The organism is Shewanella sp. SP2S2-6 (assembly GCF_031931965.1).
Taxonomy (GTDB): Bacteria; Pseudomonadota; Gammaproteobacteria; order Enterobacterales; family Shewanellaceae; genus Shewanella; species Shewanella baltica.
In genome coordinates, this window is sequence record NZ_JAUOEQ010000020.1 from 19671 (window position 1) to 42852 (window position 23182).

The 23182-nt window shown below is 44.8% G+C and carries 20 protein-coding genes; 12 read left to right on the forward strand and 8 right to left on the reverse strand.

Annotated features, from left to right (window positions below; all coding sequences use genetic code 11):
* The first annotated feature begins 614 nt into the window (after positions 1 to 614).
* The 8 genes from Q4Q57_RS14000 to Q4Q57_RS14035 all read left to right on the forward strand — a co-directional run bounded on the left by Q4Q57_RS14000 (position 615) and on the right by Q4Q57_RS14035 (position 7247).
* A complete protein-coding gene (locus tag Q4Q57_RS14000; RefSeq protein WP_011846564.1) occupies positions 615 to 767 on the forward strand; it encodes a hypothetical protein in 153 nt (50 codons plus the stop codon).
* Between the two features lie 487 nt (positions 768 to 1254).
* Positions 1255 to 3168, forward strand: coding sequence for a biosynthetic arginine decarboxylase (speA, locus tag Q4Q57_RS14005; RefSeq protein WP_300483097.1), 1914 nt, complete (start codon positions 1255 to 1257; stop codon positions 3166 to 3168).
* Between the two features lie 163 nt (positions 3169 to 3331).
* The gene (locus Q4Q57_RS14010; protein WP_311891167.1) at positions 3332 to 4273 is read left to right on the forward strand and encodes an adenosylmethionine decarboxylase; all 942 of its coding nucleotides are present in this window, start codon (positions 3332 to 3334) and stop codon (positions 4271 to 4273) included.
* Between the two features lie 28 nt (positions 4274 to 4301).
* A complete protein-coding gene (gene pdxH, locus Q4Q57_RS14015; protein WP_006081276.1) occupies positions 4302 to 4940 on the forward strand; it encodes a pyridoxamine 5'-phosphate oxidase in 639 nt (212 codons plus the stop codon).
* Between the two features lie 73 nt (positions 4941 to 5013).
* Positions 5014 to 5466 (forward strand): YaiI/YqxD family protein, encoded by a 453-nt coding sequence (locus Q4Q57_RS14020; protein ID WP_006081277.1) that lies wholly within the window; start codon positions 5014 to 5016, stop codon positions 5464 to 5466.
* Between the two features lie 155 nt (positions 5467 to 5621).
* Positions 5622 to 6197, forward strand: coding sequence for a YceI family protein (locus Q4Q57_RS14025; RefSeq protein WP_311891168.1), 576 nt, complete (start codon positions 5622 to 5624; stop codon positions 6195 to 6197).
* Positions 6198 to 6373: 176 nt separating this feature from the next.
* A complete protein-coding gene (locus tag Q4Q57_RS14030) occupies positions 6374 to 6730 on the forward strand; it encodes a DUF3802 family protein (RefSeq protein ID WP_220776284.1) in 357 nt (118 codons plus the stop codon).
* A gap of 154 nt (positions 6731 to 6884) precedes the next feature.
* A complete protein-coding gene (locus Q4Q57_RS14035; RefSeq protein WP_311891169.1) occupies positions 6885 to 7247 on the forward strand; it encodes an STAS/SEC14 domain-containing protein in 363 nt (120 codons plus the stop codon).
* A gap of 10 nt (positions 7248 to 7257) precedes the next feature.
* Here Q4Q57_RS14035 and Q4Q57_RS14040 read toward each other — a convergent pair whose 3' ends face one another.
* The 3 genes from Q4Q57_RS14040 to nhaB all read right to left on the reverse strand — a co-directional run bounded on the left by Q4Q57_RS14040 (position 7258) and on the right by nhaB (position 12290).
* A complete protein-coding gene (locus tag Q4Q57_RS14040) occupies positions 7258 to 9888 on the reverse strand; it encodes a PAS domain-containing protein (protein ID WP_311891170.1) in 2631 nt (876 codons plus the stop codon).
* Positions 9889 to 10071: 183 nt separating this feature from the next.
* Complete coding sequence (gene dsbB, locus Q4Q57_RS14045) at positions 10072 to 10599, reverse strand: disulfide bond formation protein DsbB (protein ID WP_311891171.1); 528 nt, start codon at positions 10597 to 10599, stop codon at positions 10072 to 10074.
* Positions 10600 to 10688: 89 nt separating this feature from the next.
* Entirely contained in the window at positions 10689 to 12290 is a 1602-nt protein-coding gene (gene nhaB, locus Q4Q57_RS14050) for a sodium/proton antiporter NhaB (RefSeq protein ID WP_311891172.1), read from the reverse strand.
* Between the two features lie 301 nt (positions 12291 to 12591).
* Here nhaB and fadR point away from each other — a divergent pair, with 301 nt between their 5' ends.
* On the forward strand, positions 12592 to 13308 hold the full coding sequence (gene fadR / locus Q4Q57_RS14055) for a fatty acid metabolism transcriptional regulator FadR (RefSeq protein ID WP_106650260.1): 717 nt from the start codon (positions 12592 to 12594) through the stop codon (positions 13306 to 13308).
* An 82-nt stretch (positions 13309 to 13390) separates the two neighbouring features.
* Here the strand turns inward: fadR and Q4Q57_RS14060 are convergent, their stop codons facing one another.
* The 4 genes from Q4Q57_RS14060 to sodB form a co-directional block, all read right to left on the reverse strand.
* Positions 13391 to 14917: a SpoVR family protein gene (locus tag Q4Q57_RS14060; RefSeq protein ID WP_126492163.1), complete on the reverse strand. Its 1527-nt coding sequence runs from the start codon at positions 14915 to 14917 to the stop codon at positions 13391 to 13393.
* Positions 14918 to 14926: 9 nt separating this feature from the next.
* Complete coding sequence (locus tag Q4Q57_RS14065; RefSeq protein ID WP_311891173.1) at positions 14927 to 16195, reverse strand: YeaH/YhbH family protein; 1269 nt, start codon at positions 16193 to 16195, stop codon at positions 14927 to 14929.
* Positions 16196 to 16261: 66 nt separating this feature from the next.
* Positions 16262 to 18196, reverse strand: coding sequence for a PrkA family serine protein kinase (locus Q4Q57_RS14070; RefSeq protein ID WP_006081287.1), 1935 nt, complete (start codon positions 18194 to 18196; stop codon positions 16262 to 16264).
* Positions 18197 to 18481: 285 nt separating this feature from the next.
* Positions 18482 to 19066 (reverse strand): superoxide dismutase [Fe], encoded by a 585-nt coding sequence (sodB, locus tag Q4Q57_RS14075; protein ID WP_006081288.1) that lies wholly within the window; start codon positions 19064 to 19066, stop codon positions 18482 to 18484.
* Between the two features lie 224 nt (positions 19067 to 19290).
* Here sodB and grxD point away from each other — a divergent pair, with 224 nt between their 5' ends.
* The gene (grxD, locus tag Q4Q57_RS14080) at positions 19291 to 19623 is read left to right on the forward strand and encodes a Grx4 family monothiol glutaredoxin (protein ID WP_011846572.1); all 333 of its coding nucleotides are present in this window, start codon (positions 19291 to 19293) and stop codon (positions 19621 to 19623) included.
* Between the two features lie 148 nt (positions 19624 to 19771).
* On the opposite strand, the gene Q4Q57_RS14085 is transcribed toward grxD, so the two are convergent.
* The gene (locus tag Q4Q57_RS14085) at positions 19772 to 21022 is read right to left on the reverse strand and encodes a uracil-xanthine permease family protein (RefSeq protein ID WP_006081290.1); all 1251 of its coding nucleotides are present in this window, start codon (positions 21020 to 21022) and stop codon (positions 19772 to 19774) included.
* 216 nt (positions 21023 to 21238) lie between these two features.
* Here Q4Q57_RS14085 and Q4Q57_RS14090 point away from each other — a divergent pair, with 216 nt between their 5' ends.
* Positions 21239 to 22330, forward strand: a complete 1092-nt coding sequence (locus tag Q4Q57_RS14090) for a DUF2066 domain-containing protein (protein ID WP_300482098.1) — start codon at positions 21239 to 21241, stop codon at positions 22328 to 22330.
* A 67-nt stretch (positions 22331 to 22397) separates the two neighbouring features.
* Positions 22398 to 23108 (forward strand): DnaA inactivator Hda, encoded by a 711-nt coding sequence (gene hda / locus Q4Q57_RS14095; RefSeq protein ID WP_006081292.1) that lies wholly within the window; start codon positions 22398 to 22400, stop codon positions 23106 to 23108.
* Positions 23109 to 23182 lie beyond the last annotated feature (74 nt).

A 23182-nucleotide genomic window follows, 5' to 3' on the forward strand; every position in this document is an offset into this window, starting at 1 on the left:
CAGCCGTTAATCATCACCGCTGTTTAGTTGGATGTTGGTAAGGGCTATAACAAGAAATGTGGTTGGAAAAGTGATGAGGATTGTTACTAGGAATGACCTCATTTTGGTATCTAGGATTGTCTTAAGTTTTAAGGTGGAATTGCATCTCGGTTTATGGCTTAGGTTTATGGCTTATTGGTGCTGAATTTTGCACTGTGATATTGAGCGCTAGGCTTTAGCCAATGGCTGCACGTAGGCGGGGCTAAAGTGACAAACAAAATGAAGGGTTATTTGCGGCAATAAATGTCAAAAAAGTTACAAAGGCTATTAAAAAATATTGAACAGACGAGTACGGCGTTCATGCGCTAACTAGCTAATATTATTCAGCTTAACGCTAATACTCAGTAGGTGGTTGTTAAGCGGGTGTTTATTATATTTTAATGCGAAATATTAAATGAGATTCTTGCTTGCATTCTGTGACATTGCGCGGTTTAATTGCGCCGTTCAACGACTTCGCTCGTTAGAGACATTACAAATATTACGTGAGTAGTAAAGGTTTTATGGTTCAGCAGTCATTAACCGTGTAATTGACAACATATCGAATTACATGGGGTTAAGAGGGTTTTTATTAGCTAATGCACAAGCATCCATTTTTTGCACTTTGCCTAAAAGTGTCACAATGCCAACGCTCGATTGTCGTGCCATACGATGATACTGGCCTTAAGCATCTCACGTTGATCCGCATCAATTCTGGCCGCGAAGAAGCCAATAGTCCCCTGTTAAAATAATCTTGCCTAGAGATAAGCTGGTTTGGCGTTTTCGCTAGTTCGGTGTTGTCGGTTTTCGTTTTCTACTTGTGTTATCGGTTTCTGAAGGTCTTAACTTCTTTCGAACGTCTTTAAGCTGCTTATTAGCTTGATGTTTTAAGGATGCGACTCAGGACTTCATTCGGCTTTTTGGCGGTATTTGCGGCCTTTAGCCTTAAGATAAATACAGGCGAGGCAAGTAAAGATAGCTTTACTGGGAGAAGGGAATAAGCTTCTCCATCAATATGATAGGATATAGTGCGTTAAGATGAATTGTCTCTTGCGCTATTAATGAAAATCGCGGCAATGTCACTTACACTAGCGTGACGTTGCGGCATTAAGTAGAAGGTGAAATCTACCTTCGTGTATGTCAGGTAAGGTGTCCCTTTGCCTGGGTTTGTCGAACGGGCGGTTGTGCTATTAAGTCATAACCGTTTAACCCATTTTTTAATAGACGGGCTAAATAATAATGAATGATTGGTCTATTGATGATGCTCGTGCTGGGTACAATGTTACTCACTGGAGCCAAGGTTTTTATGGGATCAGCGATCACGGTGAGGTGACAGTGTCACCGGACCCAAAAAATCCTGATTACAAGATTGGCTTAAATGAGCTAGCCAAAGACATGGTTAAAGCGGGCGTCGCTTTGCCTGTACTAGTTCGTTTTCCGCAGATCCTGCACCACAGAGTGAACAGTTTGTGCCAAGCATTCGACCAAGCGATACAGAAGTACGAGTATCAGGCGGACTATTTGCTGGTTTACCCGATTAAAGTAAACCAACAGCAAACTGTGGTGGAAGAGATCCTGGCGAGTCAGGCATCAAAAGAAGTACCACAACTGGGTTTAGAAGCGGGCAGTAAGCCTGAGCTGATGGCTGTGTTAGCCATGGCGCAAAAAGCCAGTTCAGTCATTGTATGTAATGGTTATAAAGATAATGAATATATCCGTTTAGCACTGATTGGTGAAAAGTTAGGCCACAAGGTTTACATCGTTTTAGAAAAACTGTCTGAACTGAAAATGGTGTTAGCTGAATCTAAACGTTTGGGCGTTAAACCGCGTTTAGGTTTGCGTGCGCGTTTAGCATTCCAAGGCAAAGGCAAATGGCAGGCTAGCGGTGGCGAGAAGTCTAAGTTCGGTCTATCAGCAGCACAAATTTTGCTGGTGGTTGAACAACTTAAGCAACACGACATGCTGGATTCGCTGCAGTTACTGCATTTCCACTTAGGTTCGCAAATTGCGAACATCCGTGATATTCGCCAAGGTGTGAGTGAAGCGGGTCGTTTCTATTGTGAATTACGTGCATTAGGCGCAAGCGTTAACTGCTTCGACGTCGGTGGTGGTTTAGCGGTGGATTACGATGGCACACGTAGCCAAAGTAATAACTCGATGAACTATGGCCTGACCGAATACGCCAACAATATCGTTAACGTATTGACCGACATCTGTAATGAATACGAGCAGCCTATGCCACGTATTATTTCAGAGTCTGGCCGTTACTTAACCGCGCATCACGCTGTGCTGATCACCGATGTTATCGGTACTGAAGCCTATCAGCCTGAAGATATTCAACCGCCAGCGGAAGAGTCACCACAGTTATTGCATAACATGTGGCATTCATGGTCTGAGATCAGCGGCCGCGCCGATCAACGTGCTTTGATAGAGATTTATCACGATAGCCAAAGTGACTTACAAGAAGCGCATTCGCTATTTGCTCTTGGTCAATTGAGCTTGGCAGAACGTGCTTGGGCTGAACAAGCTAACCTGCGTGTGTGCCATGAAGTGCAAGGGCTATTGAGTGCGAAGAACCGTTATCACAGACCGATTATTGATGAACTCAATGAAAAGTTAGCCGATAAGTTCTTTGTTAACTTCTCATTATTCCAGTCATTACCCGATGCTTGGGGTATTGATCAAGTGTTCCCAGTATTGCCGTTATCGGGTTTAGATAAAGCCCCTGAGCGCCGTGCTGTGATGCTCGATATCACCTGTGACTCCGACGGTATTGTTGATCAATACGTTGATGGTCAAGGGATTGAAACTACATTGCCAGTACCAGCCTGGAGTGCGGATAGCCCGTACCTGATTGGTTTCTTCCTTGTGGGCGCATACCAAGAAATCTTGGGTGATATGCATAACCTGTTTGGTGATACTAACTCTGCGGTTGTTCGCATCGAAGATAACGGTGTGACTAACATTGAATCGGTATTGGCGGGTGATACTGTCGCTGACGTATTGCGTTACGTTAACTTAGATGCAGTGGCCTTTATGCGCACTTACGAAGAGTTAGTGAATCTGCATATTGCCGAAGATGAACGCGCACAAATTTTAGAAGAACTGCAAGTTGGCCTGAAAGGCTACACTTACTTGGAAGATTTTTCTTAAGATATTTTTCTTAAGATTTAGTGTGTTAAAATAAATCAGCCTAAGGTCACTTAGGCTGATTTTTGCTTTCTGGACGATATTTATTTATCGTTCGTGGGAGCCAAATTGGTATAAAGGATGTCGACAGCAAGGGCGCATAGCGTTTAATGGGGTTAAGGATTTGATGTTTTTTGAAGGCTCAGAAAAGAAACTTGAGATCATCGTGGCGGCGTCTGCGCTGAATTTACGCGAACTCGATGTGAGCTTTTGGTCAGCCTTAGTCAATTGTGCCCATGCCGAGATTTTGTCGCAGATTAGTAATGCTGACTGCGATGCTTACCTGTTGAGCGAATCCAGCTTATTCGTATGGCACGACAGATTTGTCATGCTCACCTGCGGCAATAGCACTTTAGTGGATGCCGCTTGTTATTTTATCGATGCGCTTGGCGTATCTGCGATGGCGCTGGTGAGTTATCAGCGTAAAAACGAATACCAAGCCCACCTGCAAGCCAGCAGTTTTGCCGATGATGTCGGCAAGCTGCGTCAGCGTATCGCGGGTAAGGCAATGAGAGTGGGGCATTTAGACAGTCACCATCATTATTTTTTCTGCTCTGACAGTGATTATCGAGCACCAAAGGATGATCAAACCAGTGAGCTGCTGATGTACCACATTCGTGGTGAATTGGCCGACAATCTTAATGGTGGCTCGCAAAGCAAAGCTGAAATTTGCGCCGCACTCGAACTTAACGATTTACTCCCCGAATTTGAGATTGACGCCCATTTATTTGACCCCTCAGGTTTTTCGATGAATGGCCTCTGGGGCAAATATTATGTCACCTTGCATATCACGCCCCAAAGCGAGAATGCCTGCGCCAGTTCCTATGTGAGCTTTGAAACGAATCTTGATTTAGCCCAGTATCCGCAAGATATCTTGGGACGGCTATTAGCGCTGTTTTCTCCCATCAGCTGGGACACCATCCGCTTTAATACCGACGACTTAACGCAGGGATTTCCTGCCCATTTATGCTTAGGGCGTGGCTCATTAACGACCGAGCAAGGTTATGACATTAGTTTTAGTCACTATCAGCAGCTTGAGGCTGAAGTGCTGATCCCTGAATTCATGTAATTTTTTGACATTTGTTTAAGGAAACCCCATGACAGATCTCAGTGATATCCGCCGCGAGTATGCTAAAGGCGGCTTAAGACGTGCCGACTTACCGCAAAACCCGATGGACTTGTTTGAATTGTGGATGACGCAGGCGAGGGATGCGGAACTTAGCGATCCAACCGCTATGTGTGTGGCGACTGTGGACGAACACGGCCAACCTTTTCAACGGATAGTGTTACTTAAGCGTTTTGATGACACTGGCTTCGTGTTTTTTACCAACTTAGGCAGCCGCAAAGCCCAGCAAATTGCCGCCAATAATAAAGTCAGTTTGCATTTCCCTTGGCATCCTTTAGAGCGCCAAGTATCGGTGCTCGGAGAAGCGCAGGCGCTGTCTACCGCCGAAGTGCTTAAATACTTTATGACCCGTCCTAAGGACAGTCAAATTGCCGCTTGGGTGTCGCAGCAGTCGAGTAAACTCAGCGCGAGACAAGTACTTGAAGGTAAATTCTTCGAAATGAAGGCTAAGTTCGCCAAGGGCGATGTGCCTTTACCCAGTTTTTGGGGTGGTTACTTAGTCAGACCTTCGAGTATCGAATTTTGGCAGGGTGGAGAACACAGGCTGCATGATCGTTTTATTTATACACGCCATGATGCTGAGTGGGAAATCGATCGTTTAGCACCATAGTAGGGCGCATAGTACGGCATAGCACTGTGTATAATTGAGCCAGTGAACCTAACACCAACAGAGTGAAAAGACATTGAGTGATTATAAAATTTGGGTTGACGCGGACGCATGCCCCAATCCCATTAAAGAAATTCTGTTCCGCGCGGCGGAGCGTAAAGCTTTGCCGCTGGTGCTGGTGGCCAATCAAATGATCCGTGTACCGCCATCGCCCTATATCAGCCAAATTCGCGTTGGTGCGGGTTTTGATGTGGCGGATCAATACATTGTCGACCATGTCGAGCCGACGCATTTAGTGATCACCGCGGACATTCCCTTAGCGGCTTTAATCATCGAAAAGGGCGCCTTGGCACTCAATCCCCGCGGCGAGCTTTATACCGTCGATAACATAAAACAAAAGCTGACGATGCGCGATTTTATGGAAGATTTGCGGGGTTCAGGTGTGCATACCGGCGGGCCGGATTCGTTTTCCCAAGCGGATAAACAGGCTTTTGCCAATAGCTTAGATAAATGGCTAGTTAGAGTATGAAGCATAGTTTACTGGTCGCTAATGGATAAAAAGAGTATCTTTAGCTTAAGTTAGGTGATGTGGGTCACGTTTAACTGGGCAGGATTTTCGCCTGCTGCAGATGTCGATTTGCTTTACTGCATGGCTTTTAAACTCACTTTTTGAGGACTGATACGATGAAAAAATGGATGGGAATTGTTGCCTTATCGGCTATGGCCAGTTTTAGCTGCGCCGCGCAATGGCAAGTGATGGATCAAGATTCGCGAGTCAGTTTTATTTCGGTAAAGAAAGGTGACATTGGTGAAGTCCATCACTTTAAACAACTCAAAGGTACGTTAAAAGAGGATGGTCAATTCGAATTAACCATTCCGTTAATTGGCGTCGCCACAGGTATTGATGTCCGCGATGAGCGGATGCAGAACTTATTGTTCGAAGTGTCTTTATATCCTGAGCTTAAACTGTCGTCTCAAGTTGACACTAAAATGCTAAAAGATCTCGGCATTGGTGAGACTAAAGTCGTTGATATCGATGGTAAAATTGCATTGCATGGTAAATCGCAAACTAAAACTTTTTCGGTAATTATCACTAAAGTTTCTGATAAAAAGCTGTTAGTGAACAGTTTTCAGCCGATAATTGTGAATGCCAATGAGTTTGATCTTGTCGCAGGCATTGATAAATTACGTGAAATTGCGGGTTTATCGAGCATTAGCCAAGCTGTTCCTGTGTCATTTGTACTAACCTTAACTCAGTAACTTCAATAAGATTGGTGTAGATCAATACGTCAGTTATCGAAGATAGGCTAGAGTTAAATAAGTGGCGTATGCTGGATCTCGATGAGAAGCCGAATTTTCGGCTTCTTTGATATTTCCGATTGTGGTATTAATAGCACCACACTAGATATTAAGTTAATGAGTTTAAAGGGTAAAAAATGGTCACAGATAAAGATGGTTACATGCATTTGGTCCAGTATTTAACTGAACATCTTGGCTTATTTGAAACACCAAGTTCTGAGGTGATTTCAGACGATACTGTGATGGAATTGTTTGAAGAGCAATTGTCGGCGCAGATCATTATGGTGTGTGGTCAAAATCCGTCATTGTCTTTCGCGCAGCGCAACATGATTATCCGCGAAGTTGATGCGATTGTGTATGATTTAGAAGAGATTTTAGCTTCAGTTGCCAATCATAAAGCTACACCTGCTCAGACGTTATTTATTACCGAATTTTCCGGTTTAATTAAGAATTTGTTCGATCAAGAAATCGCTAAACAACAAGTCAGCGCCTAATCAGAAGGGCGCTTTAGCTTTGAGTGGCAAGCCGCTCAAATCGGCTTAACGTAAAATAAACTACTCTCTTTTCCAGCATTTATGTCATTGTCTGTGTATCTTTAGTGTGTGAGCTTTAACTATTTCCCCTTCGTGTATTGATAAGGAGTATCCAATGCTAACGATCTCTTCGGGCCATGCCCATGACATATTGGCAGTCGTCGCATCTGGTCGTATTAACCATAAGGATATTGAAGGCTATCTAGTTCCCGCCATTGAAGCTAAGCTGCAAGATCACGCCAGTATTCGCCTCTGGTACGAATTTTCCCCTGAGTTTGAAGGTATATCCGTCGCTGCTCTGTGGGACGATGCAGTACTTGGCTTATTTCATTTAAGTGATTTCTCAAGAGTGGTGATGATTGCTAACCAAGCTCAAACAAGCGCTATGGTCAATGCGCTTGCCTGTATGCTGCCGTGCCCTGTAAAGGTATTTGCTGCCGATGAGCAAACCCAAGCAAAAGCATGGCTTGATCAGTAAGCCGACTTCTTTATTGCGACGCTAAGCTTATACTAAGCGGCCAATGACATTGTATGTGTGTGCCTTGGTTTAACAGGCTGCTTATGGTCAGGCTGCCATTAAGATCGTTTTTGAGCCAAAGATTGATACAGGTTAAGGTCCCGAGGCAGAGTTCTTGCTCCAGTTCCTGCCGCAATTGTGTGAGCTGCGCCTCCGTCATACCAATGCCATTATCGATAATACTGATCTGCAGCACGTCGTTCGATTTGTCGATGGCGATGGTGATTTCACGCTGTTCGTTGTGAGTCTTAAAAGCATGATTCAAAGTGTTAGTGATTAAGCGATAGAAGAGTTGCAGATATTGCCAAGCAGGGCCATCGATGATGATGTTTTCCTCGCAATTGAGCACTATCTCTACGTTTGCTTTCGTTAATTGCACTTTTAGCAAACCTAAGAGATGGCGCATAAATTGCGCGAGATGTAATGGACGAATATCGTTTTGATGATTGGTCAGCAGCTGGGCAATATGCCGCAATTTCTCGGCCTGAGTTACCATGATTTCGGTGATCTGAGCTCTGTAATTTGCCTCGTCCGTGTGCTGCAGTTGGCAAACTTTGGCGAGTAGCTGATCTTGCTCATGCATGAGCTGCGTCATCATTTCAGCTAAGAAGTTTTGCATTAGCTGTTGGCTTTGTTCACGGCTGAGATTGAGTTGATGATGCTTCTCAAGCATTTTAGTTAATGCTTCTTGCTCTTGGTAAAGCTCATTATTATTTTGATTGATAAGGCGAATTTGCTCTTGTAGATGATTGAGCGTCTCGACTTGCCCTAAGAGTAATTTATCCTGTTCTTGCTCTTTAATCTTTTTCAACGTGATATCAAAGGCGATAGCGCCGACCGCAATCACAGTATCGTCATCATCTTTTATCTTAAATTTGGTCACGATATAAATAAGATTCCCCAGTGGCGAGGGGATGGCCTCTTCAAAATTAATGGCTTCGTTATTGTGCAGTACGCGCCGATCATTTTGTTGATACTCGTGGGCAAATTGGCTGGGAAATACCTCAAAATCCGAGGCGCCAATAATGCGTCTGCGTTCTATGCCTAAAATTTCACAATACTTGTCATTCACCAGAATATATTTACCGTGCAGATCTTTGACATAGATAAGGTTTTGGGAAAATTTCAGCAAAGCCCTTAGTTGTTCTTTATGGCGCTTTAATTCAAGTTGGAATAGGTTCTGACTCTGTAATTGTTGCTCTAGGGCAAGATTACTGGCATCTAAACTCGCCATTGCCACTTCAAGTTGTTGAGTTCGCGACAGGAATGTCTTGGCTAATAAGCCAATTTCGTCGTGACTGTCTTTGGCTTTAAGTTCAATTGATGCGGAATCATTACGCTTTAAGGCTTGGACGATTTCAATAATCGGGGTAATAAACAGCCGGTGTTGGAGTAAGAATAGCAGGACCAAGCCTAAAAGCTGGATGCACACTAAATAAATACCAACCTTTTCAACTAAGTGTTTGGCGGTATCTTGCAGCGGCGAAATCGGGGTGACAACTAACACTTTCCAATAGGTATTGGGCATCAAAAATACCGAAACCAGGGACGCCGTTTTCAAAATGGGATCATGGGCTAAGGTCACTGAGGTCAGTAGTTTTGGGGTGGTGAAATGGTTTAAGGCATTGTTATTGACTATGGCGGCTAACATGTCGCGCTCATCTTGATGACTTAGCCGGGTCAAATGTTGCATCTGTTCTTGGGTAAAGACGCGCTCGGCCACGGCTTCTTCGATAAAGGCTTTATCCGCATTGTGTAATGCCGCTTCGATGGGGCTGAAGTCTGGCTGCTGGTCAACGAGATGATTAAAAGTGACAAAGGTGTGGCTGGTATTGGCTTGATGCTGAAGATTATTATTGCCATGGGGATAGGCGAGCACTTGGTTTTGATGATCTAAGGCAATGACATAACCCCTGACATCGACCATAGCATTGCGTAGTAGGGCATTGAGCTTTTCTAAGCTGATATCCACAGTGGCGGCACCAATAAACTGATGGTCCATCCACATAGCGCCTGAAGCCGTGATCATGGATTCATGGGTGGTGGGATCGAAATAAGATTTTGACCAGAAAATTTTGCCCGCGGGGAAATAGCGTGTCGGGCGATACCATTCTTCGGTGTGATAACTAGGAAACGTGTCCTTGTTATAGCTATCAATCGCGACTAACTCGTCGTTTACATTGTGGGCCCAGAATAGGCTATCGCGAAATTTTTGCTGATTAAACGCGCCGGGCTCCGGCCAGACGCCACCGCCAGAGATGATGCGTTGCTGGTTATCGAGCGTCAGCAAGCTGGGGATGGTTTTCACCAGTTGCTCATGATCATAGCGATAAAGTTTTGCAATACTGGAAATGGAGCCTACAACGGTTTCGACCTGTGAAGTCATTTCCTGCAGTTTGGCGATGATTAACTGGCCATAGTTTTGGTTTAACACGGCTTGTTGATCAAGCACTTGTTGACGCTGAATACTCAGAATCACCCAAGCTGTGCTGCAAATCAAAATAGCGGCAATGACGAGTTGGATAAGGCTAAATTTGAACGGCAAACTGTTTTGCCATTGGGTTAAGGCAGTATGTGGCTCAGAAGTCGAACTTTTTCCCATAATCACCAGTTTCCAAATCACCACTTTTCATTGAGCCAGTGTAGCGCGTTCTCGCTGTTTTGCTATGAGCAGATGTTTAAGTTGCGGGTATTGAATGGAATTAGCGGCGGGAATCAGTCGTAAACTGTGAATAAAATCGTTAATAAAAAAGGCAGGGTTGATCCCTGCCTTATCTCAAAGTCGTTACTTATAAAGAGAAGGTTTATTTGAACCACTCAAGATAGGCACAATAAAGAGTAACCAAGCCACTAAGAAGCCACTGAAAGCGACTACCATCCATTCGGCCATGGTTATACCCATAAAGACCCAAGGCACATCAGTACACATGCCAGTAGGCATCATAATGGAGGGGAACCATTCGTGTAATGGCATCCAAGCTGGGAATTCAGGTAAGAATGAACATGTTGAGAACGGCGATGGGTTGGTTTGCATGTCTACCAGCGATAGCGCCAGCTTTAATCCCCAAGTCGCACTGACTGCCCAAACAATAGCCGCGAGAATCCTTACGATGCGATACTTTGGCGCCGTCATGCCGATAAGGCCGGCTGCCAATAAACCAAAGACAGCAAGTCTTTGATAAATACACATAACACAGGGGTCGAGTTTCATTATATGTTGAAAATACAGTGCGCTTAACTCTAAGCCTAAGGCTGTGCCTGCGAGAATAAACCAAGATGAACGGGAATGGGCAAAGCGAGTAATAACAGTCAAAGTGAGCTCCATATCAACAAAAAACGCCCTCAGACATGGGGCGTTTTTTGGACTCTACTTATTTAATAAAGTTCAGTCAATAGAGAAGATTAATGTCCGGACACTGTGCCCAACACTTCTTTTGCACTGTGATGGATGATTGTATGGGAATCATAGAAATATTGAGTGGCTTGTTCTAAGAATCCCGTTTGGATCGCCATAACGCCCACAATGGATAGCACGATAGTGTAGGGCAATGCCATCCATACCATTCTGCCATAGGATAAGCGGATCAGCGGTGCTAAGGCTGACGTCAGTAAGAACAAGAACGCCGCTTGACCATTAGGTGTCGCCACCGAAGGTAAGTTAGTTCCGGTATTAATCGCAACGGCCAGTAAGTCGAATTGATCACGGGTGATTTGGCCGTTAATTAATGCCGCCTTCACTTCATTGATATACACAGTACCGACGAACACGTTATCACTCACCATAGACAATAATCCGTTGGCGATATAGAAAATCACTAATTGGGTATTGCCTTCATAACCCAGTGCCCATTGGATAACGGGGGCGAATAAATGTTGATCGATAATCACGCCAACAACCGCAAAGAACACCGCTAATAATGCGGTAAAAGGCAGTGCCTCTTCAAAGGCTTTACCAAGGGCATGCTCATCGGTGACGCCGTTAAAGGCTGTGGTTAAAATAATCACAGAAAGACCAATTAAGCCCACTGAAGCTAAATGCAAGGCAAGACCTGCGATCAACCAGACACCCACTAGGGCTTGGACGATTAACTTCATGTTGTCTTTGTTGGTACGGCGCGCATCTTCATGGGCGGCATATTCACATAAGATCCGATGAACGGCCGTTGGTAATTTAGCGCCATAACCAAAAATACCAAATTTTTCAACTAAGTAGCAGGTTAAAACACCAGAAATCAATACCGGAACAGTAACCGGTGACATACGTACGGCGAATTCACCGAACTGCCAATTGGCCTGTGCAGCAATGATCAAGTTTTGAGGTTCGCCCACCATAGTACATACACCGCCGAGTGCAGTACCGACACCCGCATGCATTAACAGATTACGCAGGAAGCCACGGAATGCACCGAGTTCTTCTTCGTTTAACTGATCTTCGCCCGCAGCGTTTTTACCTTCGGAGGTATGATCGTGATCGGCGCCGAAATCTTTTCCAGAAGCGACCTTGTGGTAAATAGAATAGAAACCCACAGCGACCGCGATAATCACGGCAATAACCGTTAACGCATCTAAGAAGGCAGATAAAAACGCCGATGCCAAACAAAACATCAGTGACACTAAAACTTTAGAACGCACTTTGGTAATAATTTTCGTGAAGCCAAATAGCAGCAATTGCTTCATGAAATAAATACCAGCGACCATAAACACCAAGAGTAATAATACTTCTAGGTTGGCTTCTATTTCATGTAAGACTTGGCTTGCCGATGTCATGCCAATTGCGACAGCTTCAATTGCTAATAATCCGCCAGGCTGTAATGGATAACATTTTAATGCCATTGCTAAGGTAAAAATAAATTCAAGCACCAATACCCAGCCGGCCACGAAGGGGTCGACATAGAAAAAGAGTAGTGGATTGATAATTAAAAATGACAGTATTGCGGTTTTGTACCACTTAGGAGAATTTCCTAAGAAGTTCCCAATAAACGCCTGACTCATTGTCGCCGGCATGGCAGCCTCTCTTCTAATTATGTTAAAAATTGCACGTGTTTAATATCAATACCTGCGTTTGTTAAATCAGTCTAGCCTAAAGAGAAAGCTAATGTAACGAGATACTGATACCCACATTTCAAAAAGCGGAGCTAATCGGCAAAATTGACGTTTGTTGCCTTGATCTTGGTCGTTTTTTTGAGCGATTGTGTGACATTTACACGGCGATAACACAGTGAATTTAAGTGAATGGTTTCCATTTTTTACCGCTCTGGTATGATCAGTGACCATTACGACGCACAACAACTGGATAAGTGGGCTGATGATTATCAATGCCAAAGGACCTGCAAGTTTTGCAGAGAAGTATATTGTGAGATCCATTTGGGATAATAAATTTCCTCCAGGGTCCATTTTACCGGCTGAACGTGAGCTTTCGGAATTGATCGGTGTGACTCGCACCACTCTGCGTGAAGTGCTACAGCGCTTAGCCCGTGACGGATGGTTGAAAATCCAACACGGTAAACCAACGCGAGTGAACAATTTCTGGGAAACCTCGGGCTTAAACATTCTTGAGACGATTGCCGATCTTAATCCAGAAGGATTTCCGGTATTGGTTGACCAACTCTTGTCGGCCCGTACTAACGTCAGTGCTATCTATTTCCGCGGTGCCCTGCGTTATAACCCAGACACGGCTGTGAATGTGCTCGCCAAAATTCATCAGCTTGAAGATACGGCTGAATCCTATGCCGAATTCGACTATTTATTGCATCATACCTTAGCTTTCTCCTCCGGGAATCCACTTTACGTATTGATATTAAATGGATTTAAGGGATTGTATAGCCGAGTCGGTCGCTATTATTTCACCAGTTCAGATGCGCGATTATTGGCCTTAAATTTTTACAAAGAGTTAGAGTTACTGGCTCAAGCGAAAAATTATCTCGACGTCCCAGCGCTGATGCGCACCTATGGCATGAACAGCGGTAAGATGTGGTTACAATTACGTGATGATATGCCCGCGTCTATTGCACAGGACAATTAATTGCGGCTATTGATGTCGCATTAAAATAGCGATAAATACACAAAAGCCGTTTCCAATGGAAACGGCTTTTTTATTCGGTTTATTATTCTGGTTTAGCCGCTTCAGGGCAGGATGCTAATACGGTTACACTCGCATCCTCATTTTTTTGCTCTAAGGTGACAGTGAAACCCCATAATCTATGTAAATGCTTTAATACTTCTTTATGGCTGCTGGCTAAGGGAATATCGTTATTCGGCACATAACGCAAGGTTAAGGATCTATCACCGTTGATCTCTACATTATGCACTTGGATATTCGGTTCAATATTCGACAAGTTATATTGCTGCGATAATAACTGGCGAATATCTTGATAACCTTGTTCATCATGAATTGCCGATACCGACAGATAATTGCGTTTCTCATCATCATGGATACCAAACAACTTAAATTGGCGGATGACTTTAGGTGAAAGATATTGGCTAATAAAACTTTCGTCTTTAAAGTTTTGCATTGCAAAGTGTAAGGTTTCAATCCAATTGCTGCCGGCGATGTCGGGAAACCAGGCTTTATCTTCATCGGTTGGATTTTCACAAATACGCCGAATGTCGGTAAACATGGCAAAACCTAAAGCATAGGGATTGATTCCACTGTAATAGCGGCTGTTGTAGTCGGGTTGGGCAACCACGCCTGTATGGCTTTGCAAAAACTCGATCATGAAGCGGTCAGTGACCACGCCATCATCATACAAGTGATTCAAAATAGTGTAGTGCCAGAAGGTGGCCCAGCCTTCATTCATTACTTGAGTTTGTTTTTGCGGGTAAAAATATTGCGCCATTTTACGTACAATGCGGATAATTTCCCTTTGCCATGGTTCCAGTAAAGGGGCATTTTTCTCAATGAAATATAAGATATTTTCCTGCGGTTCTGCGGGGAAACGACGTTTCTTCGATTGTGACTGTTCATGTTGCTGGGTAGGAATCGTGCGCCATAAATCATTCACTTGGCTTTGTAGGTACGCCTCGCGATCTTTTTGTCTTGCCTGTTCTTCTCGGAATGAAATTTCAGAGGGACGTTTATAGCGATCGACACCATAGTTCATTAGCGCATGGCAGGAGTCGATGACGCTTTCGACCTGTGCTACGCCATGTTTTTGCTCGCAATCACTGATGTAGTTTTTGGCAAAAACAAGGTAGTCAATAATCGAGCTGGCATCTGTCCATGTCTTAAATAAGTAGTTGTTTTTAAAAAAGCTGTTATGTCCGAAACAGGCGTGGGCGATCACCAGTGCCTGCATTGTAATAGTGTTTTCCTCCATAAGGTAGGCAATACAGGGGTTAGAATTAATCACAATTTCGTAGGCAAGCCCCATTTGGCCGCGCTTGTAACCTTGCTCGGTTTCGATAAAACGTTTACCAAAGGACCAATGGGTGTAACCAATGGGCATACCAATGCCCGCATAAGCATCCATCATCTGCTCAGCGGTGATGACTTCAATTTGATTTGGGTAAGTGCTGAGCTTATACAGTGCTGCTACCCGTTCAATTTCCTTGAGGTAGTCCTGCAGTAGCTCGAAGCTCCAGTCAGGACCATCGCTCAGTGGTGTCCAAGGTGTTGATTTAGTTATCCCCATAGTGCCTCCTTAAACCGCTTGTTTCTTGAATAGCTCCCTAAAGACAGGGTAAATATCTTCGGCTTGACGTATGTGCTGCACGGCGATGTTGTCGTAATGCTGTTGCAGGGATTCATATTCACGCCACAAGGTTTGATGGGCGCGATTGGTGATTTCGATGTAGCTGTAGTAGCGCACCAGTGGCAAGATTTTTTGTTCTAACAATTGCCTACAGGTTGGTGAATCGTCGGCCCAGTTATCACCATCGGATGCTTGGGCTGCGTAGATATTCCATTCATCGGCTGGGTAGCGGGCTTGTTGAATTTCATGCATTAATTTCAATGCACTGGACACTATGGTGCCGCCCGTTTCTTGGGAGTAAAAGAACTCGTGTTCATCGACTTCTTTAGCTTGGGTATGGTGGCGAATGTAGACCACTTCTAAATTTTTATAGGTACGGGTGAGGAACAGATACAGCAATATATAGAAGCGTTTTGCCATATCTTTAGTTGCCTGATCCATAGAGCCAGACACATCCATCAAGCAGAACATCACGGCTTGGCTAGAAGGGATTTCCCTTTTGGAATAGTTATTAAAGCGTAGATCGAAGGTATCGATAAACGGCACTCTGGCAATCTTTTGTTTTAACTCCTCAATTTGGGCTTTTAAATCCAAAATCAACTCGGCCTTAGTACCTGGAATATTTTCCAGTTCGGCAAGTTCTTGTGCTAACTCTTTTAACAATTTCTTTTTACTGGCTGACATCGCAATACGACGTGCTAGTGATGAACGTAATGAACGGACAATATTGATGTTAGCGGGGACGCCATCATTGGTGAATCCCGCACGGTAGATTTGGTATTCCACCAGTTTATTAAGGCGATTTTTTTGTAGATTGGGGAGTTCTAAGTCCTCAAACAGTAATTCTAGATACTCATCCTTAGAGATTTCGAACACAAAATCATCGTCGCCTTCACCCGAATTTGAGGCTTCACCTTTGCCCGAACCGCCGCCAGAGCCACCAGGTGGCCGATCAATTTTATCGCCACGGGTAAATTGGTCATTACCGGGATGCACTCTGTCTCTGACACCGCCTTTGCCTTGGTGAAACATAGGTTCACTGATATCCCGAGTGGGGATACTGATTTTTTCGCCTTTATCTACATCCGTTACGCTGCGGCGAGTCACTGCATCGCTGACGGCTTTTTTAATTTGTTGCTTATATCTATTGATAAAGCGTTGGCGGTTGACTGTGCTTTTTCCTTTCGCATTCAACCGTCTATCGATAAAGTTCGCCATACGCACCTCCCAAAACCCAGCGAAGGCTTTGGCAACACCAAAGCCCTGTACTTAGTTAGCGCAAGTTTAAGAAGATTTACGAACCCGTAAATACCACTCAGACAAGAGTCGGACTTGTTTCTTGGTATAGCCTTTCTCCATCATGCGATTGACGAAATCATCGTGTTTGCGTTGATCGTCGTTTGATGTTTTGGCGTTAAAGGAAATAACAGGCAGTAAATCTTCTGTGTTGGAGAACATTTTCTTCTCGATCACAGTGCGTAGTTTCTCGTAGCTGGTCCAGAGTGGATTATTACCCTCATGGTTCGCGCGGGCGCGCAGCACAAAGTTGACGATTTCATTACGGAAATCTTTTGGATTGCTGATCCCCGCGGGCTTCTCAATCTTCTCAAGTTCTGCATTGAGGGCGGCGCGGTCGAATAGCTGACCCGTTTCTGGGTCGCGGTATTCTTGATCTTGGATCCAAAAATCGGCGTAAGTGACATAGCGGTCGAAGATATTTTGGCCGTATTCAGAGTAAGACTCTAAGTAAGCGGTTTGAATTTCTTTACCGATAAACTCCACATACTTAGGGATCAAATAACCTTTTAGAAACTCCAGATAGCGTTCGGCGGTATCGCCGGGGAACTGTTCTTGTTCAATTTGCCGTTCGAGCACATAGAATAAATGTACTGGGTTAGCGGCGATTTCTGAATGGTCGAAGTTAAATACCCGCGACAAAATCTTAAAGGCGAAACGGGTGGATAGCCCATTCATGCCTTCATCGACACCCGCGTAATCACGGTATTCTTGGTAAGACTTAGCCTTAGGATCGGTATCTTTCAGGCTTTCACCGTCATACACCCGCATCTTAGAGTAGGTGGAGGAGTTTTCAGGTGGCTTGATGCGCGACAACACACTAAATTGCGCTAGGGTTTCTAAGGTGCCAGGCGCACAAGGTGCTTTTGATAACTCAGAGTTGATCAGCAGTTTTTGATAGATTTGTAGTTCTTCCGAAACCCGTAAACAGTAGGGGACTTTGACTATGTAAACACGGTCTAGGAAGGCTTCGTTGTTTTTGTTATTTTTGAAGGTTGACCATTCGGACTCGTTTGAGTGAGCCAGAATAATTCCGCTATAGGGCAGGGCCGATAGGCCTTCAGTGCCGTTATAGTTGCCTTCTTGCGTCGCAGTTAGTAGTGGATGCAGCACTTTAATCGGTGCCTTAAACATCTCGACGAATTCCATCACCCCTTGGTTTGCGCGGCACAATGCACCCGAATAAGCGTAAGCATCGGCATCATCTTGGGAGAAATGCTCAAGCTGACGAATATCCACTTTGCCGACGAGGGATGAAATATCTTGGTTGTTTTCATCACCGGGTTCAGTTTTTGCTATCGCCACTTGGTCCAGAATCGATGGAAAAACTTTCACCACCCGAAATTTGGAGATATCGCCACCAAACTCATGCAGACGCTTTACCGCCCAAGGCGACATGATGGTTTTGAGATAGCGGTTGGGAATGTTGAACTCATCTTTTAACAGCTGACCATCTTCTTCTAAATCAAACAGACAGAAGGGATGATCGTTGACAGGGCTACGTACCCCATTTGCACTCAGAATGTAAATGGGCACTTTTTGCATTAGGGCTTTGAGTTTTTCGGCCAGCGATGACTTACCGCCGCCCACTGGGCCCAGTAGGTATAAAATTTGTTTGGATTCTTCTAATCCTTGAGCCGAGTGCTTTAGGTAAGCCACGATTTGCTCTATGGCATCTTCCATGCCGAAGAAATCTTTAAATGCGGGATAGCGTGAAATAAGTCGATTCGAAAAAATACGGCTAAGTGTTGGATTTTTTGCGGTATCAATGACTTCTGCTTCACCGATTGCAAGCAGTAGTCGCTCTGATGCTGACATGTAAGCGCTGCGATCTCCTTTGCAGATATCCAGAAACTCTTGCAAAGAATATTCTTCATCGAGTTTTTGTTCGTAGCGCTTTTGGTAATGCTCGAAAATGCCCATATAAACCCCCTGAAACGCCAGTGATGTCATGGAACGGATAACTGGCTAGCCAGCCTCCTACTCTAATCTTAGACATAAACTTACTATCTGTGTCAAAAAAATATCAAATAAAACAATAACAAATAGTTGCAAACGCAATTATTGCACTTGTAGTTTACGGAGGGGCAATCAGCGGGATAAGGGGTGGACGGCAAACGAGGGGCATAAAAAAAGAGCCACTAGGGCTCTTTTTACTGGGATTAACCCACTGCTCATACAGCAGTCAACAACGTTAGGTTAAATGAATTAACCAGCGAAGTTTTGGTTAACGAAGTCCCAGTTAACTAGTTGCCAGAAGTGGGCAAGGTAGTCAGGACGCACGTTACGGTAATCGATGTAGTAAGCGTGTTCCCACACGTCAACTGTCATGATTGGCGTTACTGAGCTGTCAGTCAGTGGCGTTGCAGCATTGCTAGTGTTGACGATAGCAAGTGTGCCATCGGCTTTTTTCACTAACCATGTCCAAGCGCTACCGAAGTTGTTTACTGCAGAATCAGTAAATTGTGCTTTAAATGCGTCGAATGAACCGAAAGCAGCATTGATTGCATCAGCAACTGGGCCTGTTGGCTCGCCGCCAGCATTTGGTGCTAGGCAGTTCCAGTAGAAAGTGTGGTTCCACACTTGAGCTGCGTTGTTAAATACGCCGCCAGTAGAAGTTTTGATGATATCTTCTAAAGATTTACCAGCGAAATCAGTTCCTTCGATTAAGCCGTTTAGCTTAACAACATAAGTGTTGTGATGCTTGCCGTAGTGGTATTCAATGGTTTCTTGAGAAATGTGTGGTTCTAGTGCGTTCTTTGCATATGGTAATGCGGGTAATTCGAAAGCCATTAGTATCTCTCCATGGTCTTAGGTTATCGTTTTTAAACGTGCTCACTTAGGACTATTGTACCGATAAAATTTGTGATGTGAATCATTGTTTAGCTAATTGACTAGATAGACGCCATCGAAAAATCAAATGTCGGCATAACCTTACAAACTGTGGGATTTTGTTCTGCCTCTAGCTGACGTACAATAGCTGCATTGAGTCAATGTCATCCTACTTAGGAATCAAAATGGAAACAGTAGAGAAAATTAAGCAGCAGATCACGGAAAACCCTATCATTGTTTATATGAAAGGTTCTCCTAAGTTGCCTAGCTGTGGCTTCTCGTCACAGGTAGCTCAGATCATGATTAACTGCGGTGAGCAGTTTGCATTCGTGGATATTCTTCAGCATCCAGACATTCGCGCAGAATTACCTAAGTTTGCTAATTGGCCGACTTTCCCACAATTGTGGATTGAAGGTGAGTTGATCGGTGGCTGTGATATCGTGGTGGACATGTTCCAAAAAGGCGAATTACAACCTTTGATCAAAGCCGCTGCCGCTAAAATCAAGACTGAAGAATAAGCGTTAATGCTTTTTTTATAAGTATTAATGAAAAAGCCGCTATGATTAATATCACGGCGGCTTTTTTGTCGCTGTTTTTCAAAGAGCTATCGCTACAAAAAACATTACAACAAAGACTTCAATAAAACGGCGATTCCTCAAATAACGACTAGTGAGGGGTGACATCTGACTCATTGTGTTTATCGTGTGGCTTGGTCGCGGGTAATAATAAGTTCATGGTAATTGCGACAATGCCGCACAAGCTGATACCGGTCAGACTGAATGAACCTATGCCAAATGCCATGCCGCCGATACCAAATACTAAGGTGACACCGACAATGCTTAAATTACGCGGCTCAGACAAATCCACATGATTGCGAATAAGGGTGTTGAGGCCAACGGCTGCAATTGAGCCGAATAACAAACACATAATACCGCCCATAACTGGGACTGGAATGGTTTGCATCAGCGCACCCAATTTGCCGACAAAGGCCAACGTGATGGCAGTAATGGCGGTCCAAGTCATGATTTTCGGATCAAAATTGCGCGTTAAGGTCACTGCGCCTGTCACTTCTGAATAAGTCGTGTTTGGCGGGCCACCAAAGGCTGCCGCTGCAATAGTGGCAATACCATCACCTGTTAGCGTGCGGTGTAGTCCCGGTTTTTTCATAAAATCTTTACCTGTGACATTAGATATCGCCAGAATATCGCCAATGTGTTCAACCGCCGGAGCGATTGCGACTGGGATCATAAAGGCGATGGCATGCCAGTTAAATTCGGGGGCGACAAATTTAGGAATCGCAATCCAACTGGCTGCAGTCACAACCGCAAAGTCAACAATACCAAAGGCAAGGCTTAAGCCGTAACCCACGATAATCCCCGCTAAAATTGGCATCACTCTCAGTAAGCCCTTGGCAAAAATCGCCACTGCTATAGTGGTGCAGAGTGATGCGAGCGAAATAAATAACGCAGTATTGGTGTCAACGAGAGTCAAGCTGCCATCGCCACTTTTACCTAAGGCCATATTCACGGCGACAGGTGCTAAGCCAAGGCCGATGATAATGATCACAGGACCCACTACTACAGGTGGTAACAGCCTATGGATGAAGTCGGTGCCGCGCACTTTGACCAAGGCGCCGAGCATGACGTAGACCACGCCCGCGGCCATAATGCCGCCCATGGTGGAGGGAATGCCCCAAGTTTGCACGCCATAGAGTATGGGGGCGATAAAGGCGAAGGAAGATGCGAGGAAGATAGGCACTTGGCGTTTAGTAATCAATTGGAACAGTAGGGTGCCGATACCAGCGGTAAACAATGCCACACTGGTGTCGAGTCCTGTCAGTAGCGGCATTAGCACTAGGGCACCGAAGGCTACAAACAGCATTTGCGCGCCCTGTAGGGGGATAGCGAGTCGTCTCATTTATTATTCTCGTTAATTTTAGGGTAAACCGCCAAATGATATCAGTTTGTTGGATTTTCAGCAGAAGAAAATCGCCCGTTTTGCCTACTCGGATCACTGTTTGGGTTTTCCGTGCCATGGTTGGCACTGAAATGGGGCTAAATTTTGCCAAGACTCGCTTAAGGCGCTAACTATGGTACAATTTGCCCCATCTGACGTTACTTCAACTACTCAAAGATGCTGAAATTCCTATTGAAGCCGAGCTTAATTGCATTTCTATATTGTCTGTTCACGATTAATAGCGTCAATGCTGTTGAGGTGAGTAAATTAGATGAGGCCAATGTGCCTGTGTCTTCGCGCGCGGTTGCAGAACGCGACAAAGCCTTAAAAAGTGCGCTTGAGCAAGTCATTATCAAGAACACTGGCACGGCGCGATCCCTCGACAATAGCCTGATCCAATCTCAGCTCAGTAATCCTGATACCTTGCTGAGCCAGTATGGTTATATCGAGCAGAATGGCCAATTACTGTTAACGGCCAGTTTTGAACACCGTCGCATCGTGGCGCTATTGCGTCAGGCGCAATTGCCCGTTTGGGGAACACAACGCCCGCTGACCTTATTTTGGGTCGCAATGCCAGGCGATGGCGACACTATGATATTGGGTGACTCGTCTGCGTTAGCCGAACGTAAACTCTTTAGTGATTTTTCCGATGCCCGCGGTATTCCGGTATTGCTGCCAATCTTAGATCTTGATGAGTTGATGGGGATTAACCCTAACGATATCAAAGGTATGTTTGCCGATATCGTGGCGAGTGTCTCTGGCCGTTATCATGCTGACTTTTTGGCATTGGTGGCGATTGATGCCGCTGGCAGCCAAGTTCGTTACCGTTTAAATCTCTATACTAAGGCCACCATTGACTCTTTGACGCCACCGTTATTCAGTTACAACGGCACCGCTGAAAATTCGACTCAGGCGATTGAAGCCATGATGGCGGCGTTAGGTGAATACTATTTTACTAAGTATGCCATTGCTGATACTGGTACACAGCAAGGCGCGAGTGTCACTTTTGTGAATATTCAAAAAATGGCGCAATTAGTTGAAGTTGAAAAATATTTGAAACAACTTAGCGCGATTAAAAATGCCACGTTAACGCATATTCAAGGTCATACCGTGACCTTCTCGCTAGATTTGTTTGGCTCAGAAACGGATTTACAACGTTTATTAAGCTTAGAGCCGCGAATTTCTGTGGTAGCACCTGTGAGTGCGGGGGAATTTAGCCCAGTATCTAACCAAACAGGCAAGCCTGTGTATGAATGGCGTTTACCTTAAGATGTTATCGGCCGTGCTTAGCCATGCTAAGCGCGGCATTGTTTTTATTTGATATTGAGAAGACCGAGTGCCCTTAAACTCACCTCTGCAACTCTCGTTACCTGTGCATTTGCCAGACGACGAAACCTTTAATAGTTATTACCCTGCCGCGGGTAATGATGAGCTTATTCAAAAACTGAGAGCCAATGCCGAAGGACAGGGGGAAGCCGCCATCTATTTGTGGGGCCCAGTCAAATCGGGTCGAACCCATTTAATGCACGCCGCTTGCGCCCATGCCAATGAAGTAGAGCGTCGCAGCTTTTATATTCCCTTAGGCATACATGCGAGTATTTCGACCGCCTTGCTTGAAGGTCTAGAACAGTTAGATTTAGTCTGTATCGATGATGTCGATGCCATCGCCGGTCACCCCGTCTGGGAAGAAGCGATTTTTGATCTCTACAATCGCGTCGCCGAACATAAAAATTGTGCCTTAGTGGTCAGTGGCAGTTCGTCTCCTGCGGATGCGGGTTTCCTGTTACCTGATCTCGTTTCACGCATGCAGTGGGGGTTGAATTATCAACTGCAACCTATGGCTGATGATGAGAAACTTGCCGCACTGCAACGCCGCGCTGCCATGCGTGGCTTACAATTACCGGAAGATGTGGGACGTTTTTTGCTGAACCGAATGGCGCGGGATTTACGTACCTTGTTCGATGTACTGGATAAGTTAGATAAAGCCTCATTAGTGCACCAGCGCAAGCTCACCATTCCCTTTGCCAAAGAGATGCTGCATCTTTAAAAGCAAGATTGGATTATTACATGGTTTGAGTCGGCTTTTTAGCGTGTTTTGAACATTCTTTTGAGTTGGTTGTG